Source organism: Nocardioides sp. InS609-2 (assembly GCF_023208195.1).
Lineage (GTDB): Bacteria > Actinomycetota > Actinomycetes > Propionibacteriales > Nocardioidaceae > Nocardioides.
The window spans coordinates 3,034,828-3,052,539 of the sequence record NZ_CP060034.1 but is presented as its reverse complement, the minus strand read 5'-3'; the positions used below and the strand labels follow the sequence as shown (position 1 = coordinate 3,052,539).

The following is a 17,712-nucleotide window of genomic DNA, read 5'->3' as shown; positions in this document are numbered from 1 at the left end:
TCGTTCGATATCGGGCTCGGGTGAAGCACCACGGCCGTGAGGTCGCGACACGGGTCTTCGACCGCAAACGCGACGCCGAGAGTTGGGAGGAGGATCAGAAGCGCAAGCTCCGGCTTGGCGAGTGGTTCGACCCCAGACGCGGCCGCGTGGCCCTCTGGGTTGTTGCAGAGGAGTGGTTCGCGTCCCGGGCGTCGATGAAGCGCAATACCCGCATCGCTGACCGGGTCGCGTGGAAGCAGCACATCGAGCCGAAGTTCGGGAAGCTGCCCGTCGCCTCGATCACGACGGCTGATGTTTCGAGCTGGGTCGGTCGCCTGATCACCAATGGCTGTAGCCCGTCGACGGCCAGTCGCTATCTCGCTGCCTTCCGGAGCCTGCTCGCCTTCGCCGTCCAGGACGGCCGAGTGACGGTCAACACAGCGGCGACAGTGAAGGCTCCAACGGCAGGTCGAGTACGACGCGAAGGAGAATTCCTGACCGTCGATCAGATCGAGAAGTTGGTGAATGCTTGCCTAGGCACCTACGCCCCGCTCGTCCGGGTACTCGCGCTCGGCGGGCTGCGCTGGAGCGAACTGGCAGGACTACAGGTCGGCGATCGAGTCCACGTCCCGGGTCCGGGCTTGCGGCTTCAACGCGCTGTGATGGCGAGCAGCAACAAGGGCGACCTGTTCATCGACACCTTGAAGAGCAAGCGAAGTCGGACTGTGCCGCTCGTCGACGTGCTGGTTCCGATGGTGGACGAGTGGTCGATGGGCAAGGAGCCGTCTGCCTGGCTCTTCCAAGCGCCTCGTGGAGGGCCGCTCAGCGAGTCGAACTGGAAGCGGTCTGTGGGCTGGGCCGACGCGATCAAGGCGATCGGGAAGCCTCGCCTGCGCGTCCACGACCTACGGCACACGTGCGCGTCTGTGTGGCTCGGCGCTGGGGCTGATCCCAAGGTGGTGCAGCGCATCCTCGGTCACGCCTCGGCCGCGATGACGATGGATCTTTACGGCCATCTCATCGATCAGAACCTGTGGGACGCCGCGAAACGCGTGAACCGGCTGGCCATCGCAAGCGACTCCGAGGAGGAAGCTCGATGAACACGCCGACCAGATCCGAGATGCATGCAGCTCTTGCAGCACATTCGGCCGCTGAGCAAGCTTGGCGCGAGTTCATCCAGTCGATGCGCGACGGAGATACGTTCGAGCCCGGCGCCAGCGTCATCCTCGACACGGACTGTCGCGCGGCGTGGCAGGAACTCACGGAGATCGCTGACCGGCTCCCCGACGACAGAGAGCGGGAGCAGCCACGATGATCGCTGTGCAGTTGTACGAGGCCCCGGAAGGACGCGGCGACTACTACCCCGTCGCATCCCTGATCGTCCTCAATGACGGGACGTATCGAGTGGACGATCCCGAGGGCAAGCTCCTGACAGAGCTGCACGTCCTGATCCCCCTGGGCGGCGGTCAGTCGGGATTCCGAAGGGTGTCCCTGGCCGAGGACCCGGCGACGTGGGCTCGCCATCTCGGCTCGATCTATCGCACGGGCTACTGGGTTCCCGTGACGATCCGCGATGACGGCGGTATAGCACCAGAGAGCCGGTATAGCACCGTATAGCAACGGAGTTGAATGCCCGGTTGCCGATGACGAAGGAGAACGACACCATGAAGCCACGCGGCTCCATCGAGGTGGGGTTGGAAGTGAGCCCGAGGAGATCCCGCCGGACGACGGGGCCTCGGGCTCGCGTGTGAGGGAGGTCGGGCCATGAAGGTGACTGCTTACGTCACCCAAACCGATGGATGGTGGGCCATCGAGGTCCCCGCGGTCGGCGTCTTCACCCAGGCAAAAGCACTGGACCAAGTCCCCGGCATGGTGGCGGACGCCATACACATCATGTTGGAAGAGGTGGCGGCGTCCGATGTCGAGGTCGCAGTCGTTCAGGTGCCTCCGGAAAGAACCACCGTGCGATACACGGCGACCGCCATCCGTTGGCAAGAGGGCTGGGAGGTGCACGTCGACGGCATCGGCGTGACTCAAGTAGCCACGCTGGACGCCGCTGCCCAGCAGGCCGCCAACCTGGTCAGCACCTATGTCGATGCGCACGTGACGGCCGACGCAATCGAGCTAATCGAAGAGCGACACGACATCGTCGGGGGCACCTCGGGGGCACCGGACACCCAGACCCCGAAAATACAAGGACCGCAGGCCGGGGAATCAAGCCCCTGACCTGCGGTTCCTTGTCGAGCCGCCTGTCAGAATCGAACTGACGACCTAGTCATTACGAGTGACTCGCTCTACCGACTGAGCTAAGGCGGCGGGTTGCCCGGACGTCGGCGAGGAAGTCCGGGCAACGCGGAGGAGTATACGGACCTTCGGGGCGCGCAGTGAAACCGGCGAGCGGTCAGCAGGACAGTCCGGCCCCGGGGACCACGTCGTCGACCAGATAGCCCTCGACCGCGTCGTCCACGCAGGTGTTGCCGACGTTGTAGCCGGTGTGGCCGTCGCCGTCGCGGCTGACCAGGATGCCGGACTCGAGCTGGGCGGCGAGCGCCTCGGCCCACTTGTACGGCGTGGCGGGGTCGCGGGTGGTGCCGACCACGACGATCGGCGCGGCACCGGCGGCGCGGATGTCGCGCGTCGGCTCGGTGCTGGTGACCTCGATGTCGGCACAGGTGACGAGGCCCCAGGCGAAGACCCGTCCGAACGTCGGGGAGGCGGCCTCGAACGCGGCGTACTGCCCGGGCACCTCGGAGGCGGGGATGGCGTAGGGGTCGTCGAGGCAGTTGATGGCGTAGATCGCCTCGGAGCTGTTGTCGGCGTAGTCGTCGGAGCCGCGTGAGGAGTAGAGGTCTGCGAGCTCCATCAGCGCGGCTCCGTCGCCGCCCTGGGCGGCCCGGAGCGCGGCCGACAGGAGGAACCAGTAGTCGCGGTTGTAGAGCGGCGCGACGATGCCGTAGAACGCGTTGCCCACCGTGAGCTCGCGGTCGCCGGCGGGCAGCGGCTCGGCGTCGATCTGGGCGACCAGGTCGCTGATCGCGGTCACTCCCTCGTCGACGGTGTCGCCGAGGAAGCAGGAGTCGGTCGAGTCGATGCAGTTCTGCACGTAGGAGCGCAGGGCCTGCTCGAACCCGGCCGCCTGGTCGAGGCTGAGCTGCCGGCTGTCGATCGACAGGTCGACCGCGCCGTCGAGGACGAAGTGGCCGACGCGATCGGGGAAGAGATCGGCGTACGTCGCGCCCAGCTTGGTGCCGTAGGACGCCCCGAGGTAGTCGACCTGCCCGTCACCGAGGACGGCGCGCAACACGTCCATGTCGCGGGCGGCCTCGATCGTGGTGACGTGGCCGACCACACTGCCGGAGCGTTCCACGCACCCGGCGAAGAACCGGTCGAGCCAGCTCAGCAGCGCGGTCTTCTCGGTCGGGTTGTCGGGGTCGGGGTCGGCGGCCAGGAGGCCGTCGAGGTCGCCGTCGCTGAGGCAGTCGACCGGGTTGCTCTGGCCGGTGCCGCGAGGGTCGAACCCGACAATGTCGAAGTTGTCGGTGAGCCGCTGCCCGAAGACGCGGTCGGCTGCGGCGGCGTACGACGTGCCGGGGGCGCCCGGGCCGCCCGGGTTGACCACCAGCGACCCCACGCGCTGCTCGGGCTTCTCGGCCGGCACCTTCAGCACGGAGATGTCGACGCTGTCGCCGGCCGGGTCGGAGTAGTCGAGCGGCACGCGCAGGTCGGCGCACTCGAAGTCGTCCTGGCACGACGACCACACCAGCTCCTGGCCATAGAAGGGAGCAAGCGCCTCGTCGGGCGGGGTCTTCGCGTCGGCGGCCGGCTCGGCCCTGGCGGGCCGCGCTGAACGCTTCGGCGGCTCGGGCGCCGCATCGCCGTCGTCGCTGCCGGCGAAGATCACCAGGCTGGCAACCACCGCACCGAGCACGAGGGCAAGCACGAGCAGTAGCGCGACGAGACGCTTCATCGGGACGGGCCTCCAGCCAGTCTCAGGGCCACCATCATCGACTCCAGGGCGATGGCCGGGGGCACGTTGAACTCCAGCATCTGCTCGCGTGCGGTGAAGATCGCCTCGATGCGCACCAGGTGCTGCTCGGCCGACGAACGCCGGACCAGCTGCGTGATGTCGCCGCGGATCTCCTCGTTGATGAGGTCCCCCCGCGCGCCCGCGGAGAGGGCGATCGCGTCGCGGTAGACCGACGCGAGGTCCATCAGGCTGCGGTCGACGACGTCGAGCACCCGCCGCTTGGCCCGGGTCTTCTGGTCCTTCTCCATGGCCGCCAGCGCCGGGGCGTACTCGCGCGGGCGACGGCCACGCTCGGCGACGCCGTACGCCGTGTTGAGGTCCTGCTTCTCTCGGGCGTCGAGGTCGGACGTGATCGACCCGGCCTCCTGCTTGGTCACCTCGACCAGGTTGGACGCGGCGGTCATGCAGGCACCCAGCGTGGTGAGCCCGGCCGGGATGCGCACGACCTCGGCGCGGCGGTTGCGGGTGTCCTCGTCGCGGGCCAGCGCCTTCGCCCGGCCGATGTGCCCCTGGCTGGCGCGCGCGGCGTGGGCGGCGAGAGCGGGCGGCACGCCGGCCGTGCGTTCGAGGAACGCCGCCACGTCGGCGGCGACCGGAGTGCTGAGCGTGACGAGCCGGCACCGCGAGCGGATGGTGGGCAGGACATCCTCGACGGTCGGCGCGCACAGCAGCCAGACCGTGCGCTGGTTGGGCTCCTCGATCGCCTTGAGCAACGCGTTGGCGGCGTGGTCGGTGAGCCGGTCGGAGTCCTCGACGACGATCACCTGCCAGCGCCGGCCGTTGGGCGACAGGGCCGAGCGCTTGACGATAGCGCGCACTTCCTTGACGCCGATCGAGAGCTGCTCGGTGCGGACGATGGTGATGTCGGCGTGCGACCCCGTCATCGCGGTGTGGCACGAGTGGCACTCGCCGCACCCGGCGCGCTCGCACTGCAGGGCGGCCGCGAACGCCACCGCGGCGTTGGAGCGGCCAGACCCGGGAGGCCCGGTGAACAGCCAGGCGTGGGTCATGCCGTCGCCGCCGGCGGCCCGCGACAGGACGTCGATCACCGCCCGCTGACCGACCAGGTCGTCCCACACTGTCATCGGGTCGCCCCCGTCATCAATGCGAACCTGTCCCGGATCACGTCCGCGAGGACAACCTCTGGATAGCTGGCGTCGAGCACCAGGTAGTGGTCGGGATCGGCGCCCGCGAGGTCGAGGAAGCCCTGCCGCGCCCGCTGGTGGAACTCCAGCGACTCACCCTCGATGCGGTCGCGTTCCTCGAACCGGCCGAGCCCGAGCTCCGGCTCCAGATCGAGTACGACGGTCAGGTCGGGCCGCAGGTCGCCGGTCGCCCAGCGCAGCACGTGCTCGAGCTCGGCGGCGTCGATGCCGCGCCCGGTGCCCTGGTAGGCCAGCGACGTGTCGACGTAGCGGTCGGTGATCACGACGACGCCCGTCGCCAGCGCGGGCCGCACCACCTTCTCGACGTGCTCGGCCTTGTCGGCGGCGTACAAGAGAGCCTCGGTGCGGTCGGCGAGGTGACCGGTGGCGGGGTCGAGGACGATCCGGCGGATGTCCTTGCCGACCGGGGTGTCGCCCGGCTCGAAGGTGAGCAGTACGTCGTGGCCCTGCTCGCGCAGCCACTCGGCGAGCAGCCGGGCCTGGGTGGACTTGCCCGCGCCCTCGCCTCCCTCGAAGCAGACGAACGCCCCGGAATCGGTGTGCAGGCCGGGGTAACTGGTCACGCGCACACCCTACGGTCGGGTGCCGACGGTCTCGAGGCGTGGCACCCGCGAGAGTGTCACGCGGAACAGGCACGGATGCCGGTTCGGCCCGATTTCGGCGCTGAAACGCCATCCGTGCCTGTTCTCGTGAACGTTCAGACGGCCAGGGCACGCACGATCGCCAGCAGCCTCGCGTGCGAGTCGGGGTCGGCAGCCGCGATCAGGCCACCCGCCCCGGTGTGCAGCGGCTGGCCCTCGATGCCGGTGACGACGCACCCCGCCGCCTCGCACAGCGCGATCCCTGCCGCGAAGTGGACGGAGTCGCGCAGGTCGCCCTCGGTGACGTAGCCCGTACGCCGCCCGGCAGCGACCCAGGCGACGGCCAGCGTCGTGGACAGGACCCGCGGGCCGAAGTGCGTCCGGAAGTCCGGGTCGCCCAGCAGCGCGACCATTGCGGAGCTGGCGCCGTCGAGGTTGACGTCCACAAGACGGGTCACGCCGGAGGGCAGGAGAGGCTCGTCGGCCCCGTCGCGGCGCACCCAGGCGCCGCGTCCGTCGGTCCAGAAGACCTCGCCCGCGAACGGATCGGCCGATGCAGCGACCGGGGTGTCGGGGCCTTCACGAAGAGCGACGTTGACCGCGACCAGCGGTGTGCGGGCGGCGTAGTTGAGGGTGCCGCAGAGCGGGTCGACCAGCCAGGTCCGGTCGGACGAGGGTCCGCTGGTGCCGGACTCCTCACCGACGAACCCGTCGTCGGGTCGGGCGTCGCGCAGCAGCTCGCGGATCGCCTGCTCCGCCTCGAGGTCGGCGTCGGTGGCAAAGTCGGACGCCGACTTCTCCAGGCGGGTGTGCGCCTCGCCGTACTTCCGTCGTACGACGGCAGCACCCGCCTCGGCCGCAGCAACGGCGACCTCGGGATCGCCGAGAGATGTCACGGGAGCGGTCAACCCTTCTTGGCGGCAGCCTTCTTCGTCGTCTTCGCAGCCGTCGTCTTCGCAGCCGTCTTCTTCACGGTGGACTTCTTGGCCGCCTTCTTGGCCGTCGTCTTCTTGGCGCCGCGCTTGGCGGTCTTCTTGGCCGGGCCCTTCTCACGACGCTCTGCCAGCAGCTCGGCGGCCCGCTCGATGGTGATCGACTCGACCGTGTCCTCCTTGCGGAGGGTGGCGTTGTACTCGCCGTCGGTGACGTACTCGCCGAAGCGGCCGGCCTTCACGACCACGGGCTGGCCGGAGACCGGGTCGTTACCGAGCTCCTTGAGCGGCGGGACGGCGGCACCGCGGCCACGCGCCTTGGGCTGGGCATAGATCTCCAACGCCTCCTCGAGGGTGATGGAGAACAGCTGCTCCTCCGACCCGATGGTGCGGGAGTCGGTGCCCTTCTTGAGGTACGGCCCGTAGCGACCGTTCTGGGCGGTGATCTCCTCGCCACCGGGGTCGACGCCGACCACACGCGGCAACGACAGCAGCTTGATGGCCTCGTCGAGCGTGACCGTGTCGAGGGTCATCGACTTGAACAGCGAGCCGGTGCGGGGCCTGGCCGACTTGGGTGCGTCCTCGGGCAGGAGCTCGGTGACGTAGGGACCGAAGCGGCCGTTCTTGGCGACGACCTGGAGCCCGGTCTCGGGGTGCTCCCCGAGCGGTGTCTCCTCGCCGGCGGGGTTCTCCAGCAGCTCGCGCGCCTTGGTGATCGTCAGCTCGTCGGGCGGCAGGTCGTCGGGCACGTTGGCCCGCTTGCCGGCGGGCGCACCGTCGTCGTCGGGGCCTTCGAGGTACGGCCCGTAGCGACCCACGCGCAGCGAGATGCCGTCGTCCGGCTCACCGATCGGGAACGTCGCGAGCTCGCGGGCGTCGATGTCGCCGAGGCCGGTGACCAGCGGGTGCAGGCCCGTCACGGTGTCGGAGCCGTAGTAGAACTCCCCGAGCTCGGTCGCCCGGTCGCGACGACCCTGGGCGATGTCGTCGAGGACGTCTTCCATGTCGGCGGTGAACTCGTAGGAGATGTGCCGCGGGAAGTGCTCCTCGAGCAACCGGATCACCGAGAACGCGATCCAGGCCGGCACCAGGGCGGTGCCCTTCTTGTAGACGTAGCCGCGGTCGATGATCGTCTTGATGATCGAGGCGTACGTCGAGGGCCGGCCGATCTCGCGGTCCTCGAGCTCCTTGATCAGCGTGGCCTCGGTGTATCTCGCCTGCGGCTTGGTCTCGTGGCCGCTGGCGGAGACGGAGGCCGCAGACACGGCAGCACCCTCGACCAGGTTGGGCAGCCGGGTCTCGGTGTCGTCGCTCTCCTTCGCGTCGTCGCGGCCCTCGACGTACGCCTTGAGGAAGCCGTGGAAGGTGATGACGCGGCCGCTCGCGGAGAACACCACGTCCTCGCCGGTCGAGGCGGTGCCGCCGATGCGCACGGACACGCTCTGGCCGACGGCGTCCTTCATCTGCGAGGCGACGGTGCGCATCCAGATCAGCTCGTAGAGACGGAACTGCTCACCCGTCAGCCCGGTCTGGGCGGGCGTGCGGAACGTGTCACCGGCAGGCCGGATCGCCTCGTGGGCCTCCTGCGCGTTCTTGACCTTGGAGGTGTGCACGCGGGGGCTGTCGGGCACGTACTCCGCGCCGTACAACTCTCGCACCTGGTCACGCGCCGCACCGATCGCCGCCGAGGAGAGCGTCGTGGAGTCGGTACGCATGTAGGTGATGAAGCCGTTCTCGTACAGGCGCTGCGCGACCGACATCGCCACCGACGCGGTCATGCCGAGCTTGCGGCCGGCCTCCTGCTGGAGGGTGGTGGTGCGAAACGGTGCGTACGGCGAGCGTTTGTAGGGCTTCGACTCGACCGAGCGCACGTCGTACGACGTGTCGGTGAGCGCCGCGACCAGGGCCTCGGCCCGTGGGCGGTCGAGGTGCACGACCTCCTTCTTCGTCGAGAGCGTGCCGTCCTGGGCGAAGTCGGCGCCGCGGGCGACCCGGAGGCCCTCGATCGAGTGCAGCTTGGCCGGGAACATCCGCTGGTCGTGGCCGGAGCCGGCGTCGAACGTGCCGTCGAGGTCCCAGTAGGAGGCGAGCTTGAACTTCATCCGGACCCGCTCGCGGTCGACCACGAGCCGGGTGGCCACCGACTGCACGCGGCCCGCGGAGAGGCCGGACATGACCTTCTTCCACAGCACCGGCGAGACCTCGTAGCCGTAGAGGCGGTCGAGGATGCGGCGCGCCTCCTGCGCCTCGACGAGGTCGTCGTTGATCTGGCGCGGGTTGGCGACCGCGGCGAGGATCGCGGGCTTGGTGATCTCGTGGAAGACCATCCGGTGCACGGGGATGTTCTTCGGCTTCAGCTCGTCGAGGAGGTGCCAGGCGATCGCCTCGCCCTCCCGGTCCTCATCGGTGGCGAGGTAGAGCTCGTCGGCGTCCTTGAGGAGCGACTTCAGCTTGGAGATGTGCGCCTTCTTGTCGCGCGGCACGACGTAGTAGGGCTCGAAGCCGTTCTCGACGTCGACGGCCAGCCGACCCCAGGGCTTGTCCTTGATGGACGCCGGGGTGTCGGCTGCGCTCTGCGGGAGGTCACGTATGTGACCGATCGACGACTCGACGACGTAGTCGGGGCCGAGGTAGCCGCCGATGGTCCTGGCCTTCGCCGGGGACTCGACGATCACCAACTTGTGTGCCACGTGTGTTCCTTGCTGCTCGCGTTCTTGCCCGGCGGTGGGGGATGTTGCACCGCCTCGGCCGAACACGGTAGCGCCTTCCTCCATTCCGCCACCGGGACGGGCTGCTGTCGGCCGCCACGAGCGCCGGGAACCCCTTCCGCGGCATCAGGGCAGCAGCAGGGCGGAGTCGCCGAACTCGTGCCACCTGTAGTGGCCGGCAACCGCGGCGTCGTACGCCGTCTGGGTGAGTGATGGCCCGGCGATCGACTCCACGAGCAGCAGGTGGGACGCCTGCGGGTCGTGCCAGCCGGTGACGAGCCCGTCGACGACGCGGGGCGGGTCGGCGGGGGTGACGACACGCTCGGTCCAGCCGCGCGCCGGACCGACCCGGTCGTGCGCGTCGACCGCTGACTCGAGCGCGCGGGTGACGGTCGTGCCGATCGCGACCACGCGGCCCCCGGACGCGCGGGTGGACTCGACGAGCCGCGCGGTGGCGCCGGGTACGTCGAACCACTCGGGCTGCGGGCCCTCGCCGGCCTCCTGCGACGAGACGCCCGTGTGCAGGGTGATCGGCGCGACGCCGATGCCGCGAGCGATCAGCCGGGTGAGCAGGGCGTGCGTGAACGGCCGACCTGCCGACGCCATCTCCGCGCTGCCCGGCACGGACGCGAACACCGACTGGTAGGCCGAGAGCGGGTAGCGGCGGTCGAGGTAGCCGTAGGCGATCGGCCGGCCGGCGCGGTCGAGGTGCCTCCTGAGGTCGCCGTGGGCGAACGCCCGCCACAGCCGGCTGCCGGTGCCGGTGGGTGACGAGCCCTCGTGCGGGTACGCCGCGAGCAGCTCCACCTTCACCGGTCCCACGGCGACCCGGTCACCGGGCCGGGCATCGAGGATCGCGCGGTCCGCGTCGGGCGCCGTACGCAGCTCGACGACCCAGGTGCCGTCGTCGAGCCGGGATGCGGCGTGGAGCACGACCGCGCGGCCGTCCAGCGAGGCGTCGACCTCGGCGGCGACGGTGGCAGAGTTGTTGACGACGACCAGGTCGCCGGGCTCGAGGTAGCGCGGCAGGTCACGGAAGCGGGCGTGTACGACGCCGTACGGGCGGGCGACGAGCAGCCGCACCTCGTCGCGGGCCAGCCCGCGCGCCTCGGGCGGCGCCGGTGCGGTGGCCCCGTCTGGCGCGGGGAACCGCGTCACCGGTTGTTCGGTGAGGACGGTCATCTCAGCCCACCTCCGCCGGCACGGCCACGTCGGCAGCGCGGTAGCGGCCGGACCCGGGTCGGGAGTCGACGAGGGCCAGCAGGTGGGGCACGACGGTCTCGGGCCACGGCCGGTCGGAGATGTCCTCGCCCGGGAACGCGTCCTGGTGCATCGGCGTACGCATGTCGCCGGGGTCGAGGGCGTACGTCGCCACGCCGGTCTCGGCTCCGAGAGTGAGCACCAGGTGGTCGAGCGCGGCCTTCGAGGCGCCGTACCCACCCCACGTCGGGTAGTGCTCGACCGCGGCGTCGGAGGAGAGCGTCACCACCGTGCCGCCGCGGGCCTCTAAAGCCGGCAGCAGCGAGATCGCAAGCTCCAGAGGGGCGAGGGCGTTGGTCTCGAAGACTGCCGCGAGCGAGGGCGGCGAGAGGTCGGTGAGCGCGTGCATCGGCAGTGGGCCGAGCGTGCTGGCGTTGAGCACCAGCAGGTCGAGGCCTCCCTGGCCGTCGACCCAGGCGGCCAGGTCGGCGCGGTGCGCGGGATCGACGATGTCGCCGGGCAGCGTGTGCGCGCCCGTCTCGGCGACGGCATCGACGAGCGTGCTGGCGTGACGGGCATCGGTGAGGACGGTCCAGCCGCGGTCGGTCAGCGCGTGCACGAGAGCGCGGCCAAGACCAGACGATCCACCCGTGACGAGTGCGGTCCTGGATTCATTGGTTGTGGTCATGCTCTTCATTGTTATAGTTCAAGTGAACTTGAGTTCAAGGGAAGGATCGAAATGGATTCTCACGACCTGATGTCGATGGGCGACGTGGCCAGACGAAGTGGCTTCGCGGCGTCGGCGCTGCGCTACTACGAGGCCGAGGGACTCATCCCTGCCACGCGTACGCCGGGCGGCCGCCGTCAGTTCGAACGCAGCGTGCTGCGGCGGCTGGCGTTCATCCGCGCCGCCGCCAATGTCGGGCTCACGCTCGACGAGATCCGTACCGAGCTCGACCAGCTGCCCGGGGGCCGGGTGCCGACGAAGGCCGACTGGCAACGGATCTCGCGGCACTGGCGCGCCCGGCTCGACGACCAGATCGGCGCCCTCGAACGGCTGCGCGACGGCCTGGACTCCTGCATCGGCTGCGGCTGCTTCTCCCTCCAGCGCTGCCGCATCTCCAATCCCGGCGACTACCTCGCCGCGACCGACGAGGCACCCGGCGCCGCCCTGCTGCCCGCCCAGTTGCGCCGCCCGCACCCCACCGCCTGACCCGGGGTAGTCCGGGGCAAAATGCACCTCCAGTCGACCAAGAGGGTACGAATTGCCCCGGACTACCCCGCCGATAGGGCGGCCCGAGTAGCGGCATCGGCGGGCAGGAACGTCTCGATCGCCAGCTCCGAGACCGTGACCTCGCGGGGTGTGCCGAACACCGTGGTCGTCGAGATCAGCGACAGCTCGCCGTCGCTCGTGCGCAGCCGTAGGGGTACGACGAGTCCCGGCGCAGACTCCGACTGCTCCGCTCGCAGCGGCCCGTACTCGTCGAGCAGTGTCCGCAGCCGCGCGTCGGCGCTGACGGCGTACTCACGGGCGAGTCGCTCGACGAGGTGGTCACGCCACTGCTCCAGGTTGGCGATGCGGGGCGCCAGCCCGGCCGGGTCCAGGGCGAGCCGGATGACGTTCACCGGCGGCTCGAGCAGCTCGGCCCCGACCCCGTCGAGCAACGCGTAGACCGCATCGTTGGCCGAGACCAGGTCCCAGCCCCGATCGACGACGAGGGCCGGGTAGGGCAGGTGCGCGGCCAGGATCAGCTCGATCGCGTGGGAGATCGTTGCCATCGGCGGGGCGCTCAGATCGTGCTCGGGATGGGCCGGCGCGAAGCCGGCAGCTAGGAGCAACCGGTTCTGCTCGCGCAACGGCACCTCGAGGTGGCGGCACAGCCGGAGGATCATCTGGCTCGTCGGGCGCGAACGGCCGGTCTCGATGAAGCTCAGGTGGCGCGGCGAGACCCCGGCACCGTGGGCGAGGGCGAGCTGGGAGACCCGCCGGTTCTCGCGCCAGGTGCGCAGCAGGTGCCCGGCTGTCGGCGTACTCATGGATGGACGGTAGCGACGACGAGGTACGGCCGGCGATGACCTCGGAGGTAATCGACCTCGGCGGCCGGCGGGCCGAGGCTGGTCACCTCAGCCATCCACGGAGAGGAACCGTCATGACCACCACCACCAAGGCCTACGCCGTCGCCTACCTGCGCGAGGTCGACTTCGGCGAGGCGATCATCGAGTACCTGCGCAGGATCGACCTCACCCTCGCGCCGTACGGCGGGCGGTTCCTGGTCCACGGCGGCGACATCGACGCCGTCGAGGGAGAGTGGGACGGCGACGTCGTCGTGCTCGAGTTCCCCGACCGCATCTCAGCGCGCGAGTGGTACGACTCCCCCGGGTACCAGGAGATCCTGCCTCTGCGGACCGAACACTCGCAGTCGATCGTGGCGATCGTCGATGGCGTGGAGCCCGGTCACAGCGCGGTCGGGAAGCTCTCGTCGCTGCTCGCCGCCGAGTCCTGACCGGGGTAGTCCGGGGCAAAATGCACCTCCGGCCGACCGAGAGGGTACGAATTGCCCCGGACTACCCCGCCGTCAGGAAGCCTTCACGCACGAGTTCGGCAACCACCGGGAGGTACGTCGCCCGCAGCTCGGCCTCGTCGCGCTCGAGGATCTGCGCCACGGCCGCCAGGATCTGGCCGATCGTCAGGTCGCCATCGCATGCGCCCAGCAACGCTGCCTCGACCGTGTCGACCTGGCGGGCGCGGCGCAGTCCGCGCTGCTGTCTCACGACGATCGTCTCCGGGTCGTCGCCGCCGGGCGCTCCGGCTGACTCCTGGCGCACGTCGGACCGGGTCAGGAGCCGGGCTGCCGAGATGTCCGGCGCGGCCGCCAGCAGGTCTCGCGCCGTCGCCCACTCGCCGATCGCGGGGGCGATGGGCTGCTCCACGTCGTAGGGCCACTCGAGGAAGTCACTCGGCCCGGTGGCCGACTTGCGCAGGTTGATCCACCCGAAGCCGACGCCCTCGATGCCCTGCTCGTCGAACCAGCTCAGCCAGGTGTCGTAGCGCTCGCCGTAGCCGGCCGCCCCGTGCAGCCCGGCGTCCTTGAGCCACAGCTCGACGTACGCCGCGGGGTCGAGCACCTCACGTTGCACGACGAACGCCTCGCACGACTCGTCGACCCACGCGCCGAGCCTCTCCTCCCACGGCAGGTCACGGGCAATCACCCAATTGGCGAGCACCTGGCACCATCCGCCGGGCGCGAGCAGGTCGGGCGACGCGCGCACGATGTGCTCGACGACGCGGTCGCCGGGCATCCCGCTGTCGCGGTAGACCAGCCGCTCCCCGGTGGCCGGCGAGATGACGAACGGCGGGTTGGTCGCGATCAGGTCGAACGTCTCCCCCGCGACCGGCTCGAAGAACGACCCCTCGCGCACGTCGACGTTGTCGATCTCGTTGAGCGCGACGTTGAAGCGTGTCATCCAGAGCGCCCGCTTGTTGACGTCGGTCGCCACGACCGACCCGCTGTGCCTGGCCAGGTGCAGCGCCTGCACGCCGCAGCCGGTGCCGAGGTCGAGCGACCGACCCACCGGCGCAGGCAGGGTCTGCTGGGCCAGGCTGGTCGAGGCCGGACTGATGCCGAGCACGTGGTCGGTGCCCACGCGATTGGCCGAGCCGTCGAGGCCCGGAGTCAGGTCGCTGACGATCCACAGGTCGCCCGGGTCGTCGTCGTGCGGCGCGGCATAGGGGCGTACGTCGAGGCGCGCGCCCACCTCCCCCACCGTCTGCTCGACGATGCCCTGGGCCGAGAGCTCGTCGAGAAGGCCTGGCAGCGCCCGCTCGGCCTCGGCGCGGGACACCGGCGCCTGCAGCAGGAACAGCCGGGTCAGCGTCTCGACCGGCGAACCGCCGGTGGCCGCGCGCAGTCCTGGCGTCGTCTCGTTGCGGCTCAGCGCGGAGTGCGCGAGCGGTCCGAGCAGGTCGGCCACCGCGTCGTAGGTGAAGTCGGCCGCGACCAGGGCTGCGCGCAGTCGCGCAGGCAGGGCGTTCACGACGTGCGCTCGTGGTAGCCGGTCTCGCGATCGCCGGCCCGCCACTGCTCGAGGTTGGCCCGGTAGAGGCCGTGGCGCACCTCGAGGGCGGTGAGATTGCCGTGCACGTCCGAGATCAGTGCCATCCGCTCCATGTCGGCATCCTGCCAAATGCGCGAACGGCGCCCGGGGTTGCCCCGGACGCCGTTCGACTGCGGTGGATCAGGCTGCGGACGAGTCCACAGGCTGGTCGTCACTGATCGTGACGGTGCGCTGCTTGGAGATGTAGACCGCGACCGCGATGATCGCGACGGCCACCAGCGCGATGATGATGCGCAGTGCGTCGTTCTGGTCGTCACCGACGCTCATCGAGACGATGGCACTCGCGATGAGCAGCGAGACCAGGTTCATCACCTTGATTAGCGGGTTGATGGACGGGCCGGCGGTGTCCTTGAACGGGTCGCCGACGGTGTCACCGATGATGGTGGCCTCGTGCGCGGACGAGCCCTTGCCACCGTGGTTGCCGTCCTCGACGAGCTTCTTGGCGTTGTCCCAGGCACCACCCGCGTTGGCCAGGAACACGGCCATCAGGGTGCCGGTGCCGATCGCGCCCGCGAGGAAGCCGGCGAGGGCCGTGACGCCGAGACCGAAGCCGACCGCGATCGGAGCGAGTACGGCGAGGATGCCGGGCGTGATCAGCTCGCGCAGGGAGTCCTTGGTGACGATGTCGACGACCTTGCCGTACTCGGGACGGCCGGTGCCCTCCATGATCCCGGGGATCTCGCGGAACTGGCGACGCACCTCGTAGACCACGGCGCCTGCTGCCCGGGCGACTGCGTTGATCGCGAGACCCGAGAACAGGAACACCACGGCCGCACCGAGTAGCACGCCGACGATGACGGCGGGGTTGAACACGCTGAAGTCGAGCAGGTAGTCCTCGTCGATGCCCACGTTGGCGTCTGCGAGCGACTCGAAGACCGTGGTCGCGTAGGAGCCGAACAACGCCGTGGCGGCCAGCACGGCAGTCGCGATCGCGATGCCCTTGGTGATCGCCTTCGTGGTGTTGCCGACGGCGTCGAGCTCGGTGAGGATCTGCGCGCCCTCGGGGCTGACGTCGCCAGACATCTCCGCGATGCCCTGCGCGTTGTCGGAGACCGGACCGAACGTGTCCATGGCGACGATGACGCCGACCGTAGTCAGCAGACCACAGCCCGCGAGGGCGACCGCGAACAGCGAGACCGTGAGCGCCGCTCCACCGAGGAGGTAGGCGCCGAAGACGGCCGCACCGATGACCAGGGTCGTGTAGACGGCCGACTCGAAGCCGACCGCGAGGCCGGCGAGGATCACGGTCGCCGCACCTGTGAGCGAGGTCTTGCCGACGTCCTTGACGGGGCGGTACTCGGTGCCGGTGTAGTAGCCGGTGAGGGACAAGATGCCGGCCGACATCACGATGCCGATGACGACAGCCGACGACGCGATGAACCGCGGGTCACCGTCGGCGCCGGCCAGGTCGGCGGCGATGTTGGTGAAGTCGGAGAAGCTGCTCGGCAGGTAGACGTAGGCCAGGACCACGCTGGCCACGGCGGCGATGCCCGAGGACAGGTAGAACGACCGGTTGATGGTCTTCAGGCCGTTCTCGCCGGCCTTGGGCTTGGTCAGGTAGACACCGGCCACCGCGGTGAGCGCGCCGATCGCGGGGATCAGCAGCGGGAAGACGAGGCCCTTGTCGCCGAACGCCTGCGAGCCGAGGATCAGCGCGGCGACCAGCGTGACGGCGTACGACTCGAAGAGGTCGGCAGCCATTCCGGCGCAGTCACCGACGTTGTCACCCACGTTGTCGGCGATGGTGGCCGCGTTACGCGGGTCGTCCTCGGGGATGCCCTGCTCGACCTTGCCGACCAGGTCGGCCCCCACGTCGGCAGCCTTGGTGAAGATGCCGCCGCCGACTCGCATGAACATCGCGAGAAGCGCAGCACCGAAGCCGAAGCCCTCGAGTACGTCGGGGGCCTTGTCCTGGAAGAGCAGCACGACGAGGCTGGCCCCCAGCAGGCCCAGACCCACGGTCAGCATGCCGACCATGGCGCCGGTGCGGAGACCGATCGTCATGGCGGGCTCACGCCCGGTGGTCTCGGCGGCGGCGGCGACGCGGAGGTTGGCGCGCACCGCGAGGTTCATGCCGAGATAGCCGACGGCGGACGAGAATCCGGCACCGACGACGAAGAAGACCGAGCGGAAGATCCGCACGGTCATGTCGTCGGCCGGCAGTGCAAGCAGCGCGAGGAAGGCGATGACCGCGAAGATGCCGAGAGTGCGGAACTGCCGGGTCAGGTAGGCGTTGGCGCCCTCCTGGACGGCTTGGGCGATGTTCTTCATGTTGTCGGTGCCTTCACCGGCAGCAAGCACCTGGTTTCGGAACATCATTGCCATGCCGAGCGCGCCGAGCGCGATCAGGGCAACGATGACGACCAGGGTGAGATTGCCTCCGGTGAGGTCCGGCTCCACGACGGCGGGAAGGATCCCGGTCATGTGCGTCCTCCATGGGGTGAGTCAGGGTGAGCGAATCGAGCCGGAGTCTACGCAGGGGTGACCTGGATCACGTACATGGGTGTGACCGGTCCCACACGCTCATTTGGCTGGTGAGCGGTGGTTCGTGCGGCTCGGCCAAGCGGCGAGGAGGCCGTGGCGGACGGCTCAGGCGCTGGCGAGGGCGCTGGCGGCGTCGTCGTGGATGACGAAGACCTTGGCCAGGCCGGTGATCCGGAAGATCTTGAGGAGCCGGTCCTGGTTGCAGACCAGCGTCAGGGTGCCGTCATGGGCGCGGACCTTCTTCAGGCCGCCCACCAGGACACCGAGGCCGGTGGAGTCGAGGAACTCGACGGCCGACAGGTCGATGACGAGTTCGTAGAGGCCTTCGCCGACGAGCTCGGTGATCTTGTCGCGCAATTTGGGCGCGGTATAGACGTCGATCTCGCCCCCGACGGCGACGACGGTCTTACCGTCGGCCTCGCGCGTCTCAAGAGTCAGGTCCACGTCGTGCTCCTCAGGCGGTGTTGCCAGGCCATTCATAGCTCGGGGGCCCCGTCTCCCCCGAGTGCATGCGGAAAA

Annotated in this window: 18 protein-coding genes and 1 tRNA gene; 6 read left to right on the top strand and 13 right to left on the bottom strand. The window is 69.6% G+C overall.

What is annotated here, in order from left to right; translation table 11 throughout:
* Positions 1-20: 20 nt before the first annotated feature.
* The 4 genes from H4Q84_RS15825 (at position 21) to H4Q84_RS15810 (ending at position 2,205) form a co-directional block, all read left to right on the top strand.
* The gene (locus H4Q84_RS15825) at positions 21-1,079 is read left to right on the top strand and encodes a tyrosine-type recombinase/integrase (RefSeq protein ID WP_248580041.1); all 1,059 of its coding nucleotides are present in this window, start codon (positions 21-23) and stop codon (positions 1,077-1,079) included.
* The gene (locus tag H4Q84_RS15820) at positions 1,076-1,294 is read left to right on the top strand and encodes a hypothetical protein (protein ID WP_248580040.1); all 219 of its coding nucleotides are present in this window, start codon (positions 1,076-1,078) and stop codon (positions 1,292-1,294) included. Before H4Q84_RS15825 ends, H4Q84_RS15820 begins: the two co-directional genes overlap by 4 nt.
* Positions 1,291-1,596: a hypothetical protein gene (locus tag H4Q84_RS15815; protein ID WP_248580039.1), complete on the top strand. Its 306-nt coding sequence runs from the start codon at positions 1,291-1,293 to the stop codon at positions 1,594-1,596. Before H4Q84_RS15820 ends, H4Q84_RS15815 begins: the two co-directional genes overlap by 4 nt.
* A gap of 147 nt (positions 1,597-1,743) precedes the next feature.
* Positions 1,744-2,205, top strand: coding sequence for a hypothetical protein (locus H4Q84_RS15810; RefSeq protein ID WP_248580038.1), 462 nt, complete (start codon positions 1,744-1,746; stop codon positions 2,203-2,205).
* 17 nt (positions 2,206-2,222) lie between these two features.
* Here H4Q84_RS15810 and H4Q84_RS15805 read toward each other — a convergent pair.
* From H4Q84_RS15805 to H4Q84_RS15770, 8 genes are all read right to left on the bottom strand, one after another.
* Positions 2,223-2,295: transfer RNA gene (locus tag H4Q84_RS15805), tRNA-Thr, on the bottom strand.
* An 85-nt stretch (positions 2,296-2,380) separates the two neighbouring features.
* Entirely contained in the window at positions 2,381-3,946 is a 1,566-nt protein-coding gene (locus H4Q84_RS15800) for an alpha/beta hydrolase (protein WP_248580037.1), read from the bottom strand.
* Positions 3,943-5,091, bottom strand: coding sequence for a DNA polymerase III subunit delta' (locus tag H4Q84_RS15795; protein WP_248580036.1), 1,149 nt, complete (start codon positions 5,089-5,091; stop codon positions 3,943-3,945). Before H4Q84_RS15795 ends, H4Q84_RS15800 begins: the two co-directional genes overlap by 4 nt.
* Positions 5,088-5,735 carry a dTMP kinase gene (gene tmk, locus H4Q84_RS15790; protein WP_248580035.1) on the bottom strand — a complete coding sequence of 216 codons (648 nt, stop codon included), beginning with the start codon at positions 5,733-5,735 and terminating at the stop codon, positions 5,088-5,090. The genes H4Q84_RS15795 and tmk overlap by 4 nt, the downstream gene beginning before the upstream one ends.
* Before the next feature lie 134 nt (positions 5,736-5,869).
* Positions 5,870-6,649, bottom strand: a complete 780-nt coding sequence (locus tag H4Q84_RS15785) for an inositol monophosphatase family protein (protein WP_248580034.1) — start codon at positions 6,647-6,649, stop codon at positions 5,870-5,872.
* An 8-nt stretch (positions 6,650-6,657) separates the two neighbouring features.
* The gene (gene topA / locus H4Q84_RS15780; RefSeq protein WP_248580033.1) at positions 6,658-9,375 is read right to left on the bottom strand and encodes a type I DNA topoisomerase; all 2,718 of its coding nucleotides are present in this window, start codon (positions 9,373-9,375) and stop codon (positions 6,658-6,660) included.
* Positions 9,376-9,519: 144 nt separating this feature from the next.
* The gene (locus H4Q84_RS15775) at positions 9,520-10,575 is read right to left on the bottom strand and encodes an S-adenosylmethionine:tRNA ribosyltransferase-isomerase (RefSeq protein WP_248580032.1); all 1,056 of its coding nucleotides are present in this window, start codon (positions 10,573-10,575) and stop codon (positions 9,520-9,522) included.
* 1 nt (position 10,576) lies between these two features.
* Positions 10,577-11,281, bottom strand: coding sequence for an SDR family NAD(P)-dependent oxidoreductase (locus tag H4Q84_RS15770; protein WP_248580031.1), 705 nt, complete (start codon positions 11,279-11,281; stop codon positions 10,577-10,579).
* A 51-nt stretch (positions 11,282-11,332) separates the two neighbouring features.
* Here H4Q84_RS15770 and soxR point away from each other — a divergent pair, with 51 nt between their 5' ends.
* A complete protein-coding gene (gene soxR, locus H4Q84_RS15765) occupies positions 11,333-11,806 on the top strand; it encodes a redox-sensitive transcriptional activator SoxR (protein WP_248580030.1) in 474 nt (157 codons plus the stop codon).
* Positions 11,807-11,868: 62 nt separating this feature from the next.
* On the opposite strand, the gene H4Q84_RS15760 is transcribed toward soxR, so the two are convergent.
* Positions 11,869-12,630, bottom strand: coding sequence for a helix-turn-helix transcriptional regulator (locus H4Q84_RS15760; protein ID WP_248580029.1), 762 nt, complete (start codon positions 12,628-12,630; stop codon positions 11,869-11,871).
* Between the two features lie 113 nt (positions 12,631-12,743).
* On the opposite strand from H4Q84_RS15760, the gene H4Q84_RS15755 reads away from it, so the two are divergent.
* On the top strand, positions 12,744-13,097 hold the full coding sequence (locus H4Q84_RS15755; RefSeq protein WP_248580028.1) for a DUF1330 domain-containing protein: 354 nt from the start codon (positions 12,744-12,746) through the stop codon (positions 13,095-13,097).
* Positions 13,098-13,158: 61 nt separating this feature from the next.
* Here the strand turns inward: H4Q84_RS15755 and H4Q84_RS15750 are convergent, their stop codons facing one another.
* The 4 genes from H4Q84_RS15750 to H4Q84_RS15735 form a co-directional block, all read right to left on the bottom strand.
* Positions 13,159-14,628: a methyltransferase gene (locus H4Q84_RS15750; protein ID WP_248580027.1), complete on the bottom strand. Its 1,470-nt coding sequence runs from the start codon at positions 14,626-14,628 to the stop codon at positions 13,159-13,161.
* Entirely contained in the window at positions 14,625-14,762 is a 138-nt protein-coding gene (locus H4Q84_RS15745) for a hypothetical protein (protein WP_248580026.1), read from the bottom strand. Before H4Q84_RS15745 ends, H4Q84_RS15750 begins: the two co-directional genes overlap by 4 nt.
* A gap of 67 nt (positions 14,763-14,829) precedes the next feature.
* Positions 14,830-17,133 carry a sodium-translocating pyrophosphatase gene (locus H4Q84_RS15740; RefSeq protein WP_248580025.1) on the bottom strand — a complete coding sequence of 768 codons (2,304 nt, stop codon included), beginning with the start codon at positions 17,131-17,133 and terminating at the stop codon, positions 14,830-14,832.
* Positions 17,134-17,298: 165 nt separating this feature from the next.
* Complete coding sequence (locus tag H4Q84_RS15735; protein ID WP_248580024.1) at positions 17,299-17,637, bottom strand: STAS domain-containing protein; 339 nt, start codon at positions 17,635-17,637, stop codon at positions 17,299-17,301.
* Positions 17,638-17,712: the final 75 nt, after the last annotated feature.

Bases quoted from the DNA above. Each gene is read 5' to 3' on its own strand.
- H4Q84_RS15820 (WP_248580040.1), top strand. From the start codon at position 1,076: ATGAACACGCCGACCAGATCCGAGATGCATGCAGCTCTTGCAGCACAT.
- H4Q84_RS15815 (WP_248580039.1), top strand. From the start codon at position 1,291: ATGATCGCTGTGCAGTTGTACGAGGCCCCGGAAGGACGCGGCGACTAC.
- H4Q84_RS15810 (WP_248580038.1), top strand. From the start codon at position 1,744: ATGAAGGTGACTGCTTACGTCACCCAAACCGATGGATGGTGGGCCATC.
- H4Q84_RS15800 (WP_248580037.1), bottom strand. From the start codon at position 3,946: ATGAAGCGTCTCGTCGCGCTACTGCTCGTGCTTGCCCTCGTGCTCGGT.
- H4Q84_RS15795 (WP_248580036.1), bottom strand. From the start codon at position 5,091: ATGACAGTGTGGGACGACCTGGTCGGTCAGCGGGCGGTGATCGACGTC.
- H4Q84_RS15775 (WP_248580032.1), bottom strand. From the start codon at position 10,575: ATGACCGTCCTCACCGAACAACCGGTGACGCGGTTCCCCGCGCCAGAC.
- H4Q84_RS15770 (WP_248580031.1), bottom strand. From the start codon at position 11,281: ATGACCACAACCAATGAATCCAGGACCGCACTCGTCACGGGTGGATCG.
- soxR (WP_248580030.1), top strand. From the start codon at position 11,333: ATGGATTCTCACGACCTGATGTCGATGGGCGACGTGGCCAGACGAAGT.
- H4Q84_RS15760 (WP_248580029.1), bottom strand. From the start codon at position 12,630: ATGAGTACGCCGACAGCCGGGCACCTGCTGCGCACCTGGCGCGAGAAC.
- H4Q84_RS15755 (WP_248580028.1), top strand. From the start codon at position 12,744: ATGACCACCACCACCAAGGCCTACGCCGTCGCCTACCTGCGCGAGGTC.
- H4Q84_RS15745 (WP_248580026.1), bottom strand. From the start codon at position 14,762: ATGGAGCGGATGGCACTGATCTCGGACGTGCACGGCAATCTCACCGCC.
- H4Q84_RS15740 (WP_248580025.1), bottom strand. From the start codon at position 17,133: ATGACCGGGATCCTTCCCGCCGTCGTGGAGCCGGACCTCACCGGAGGC.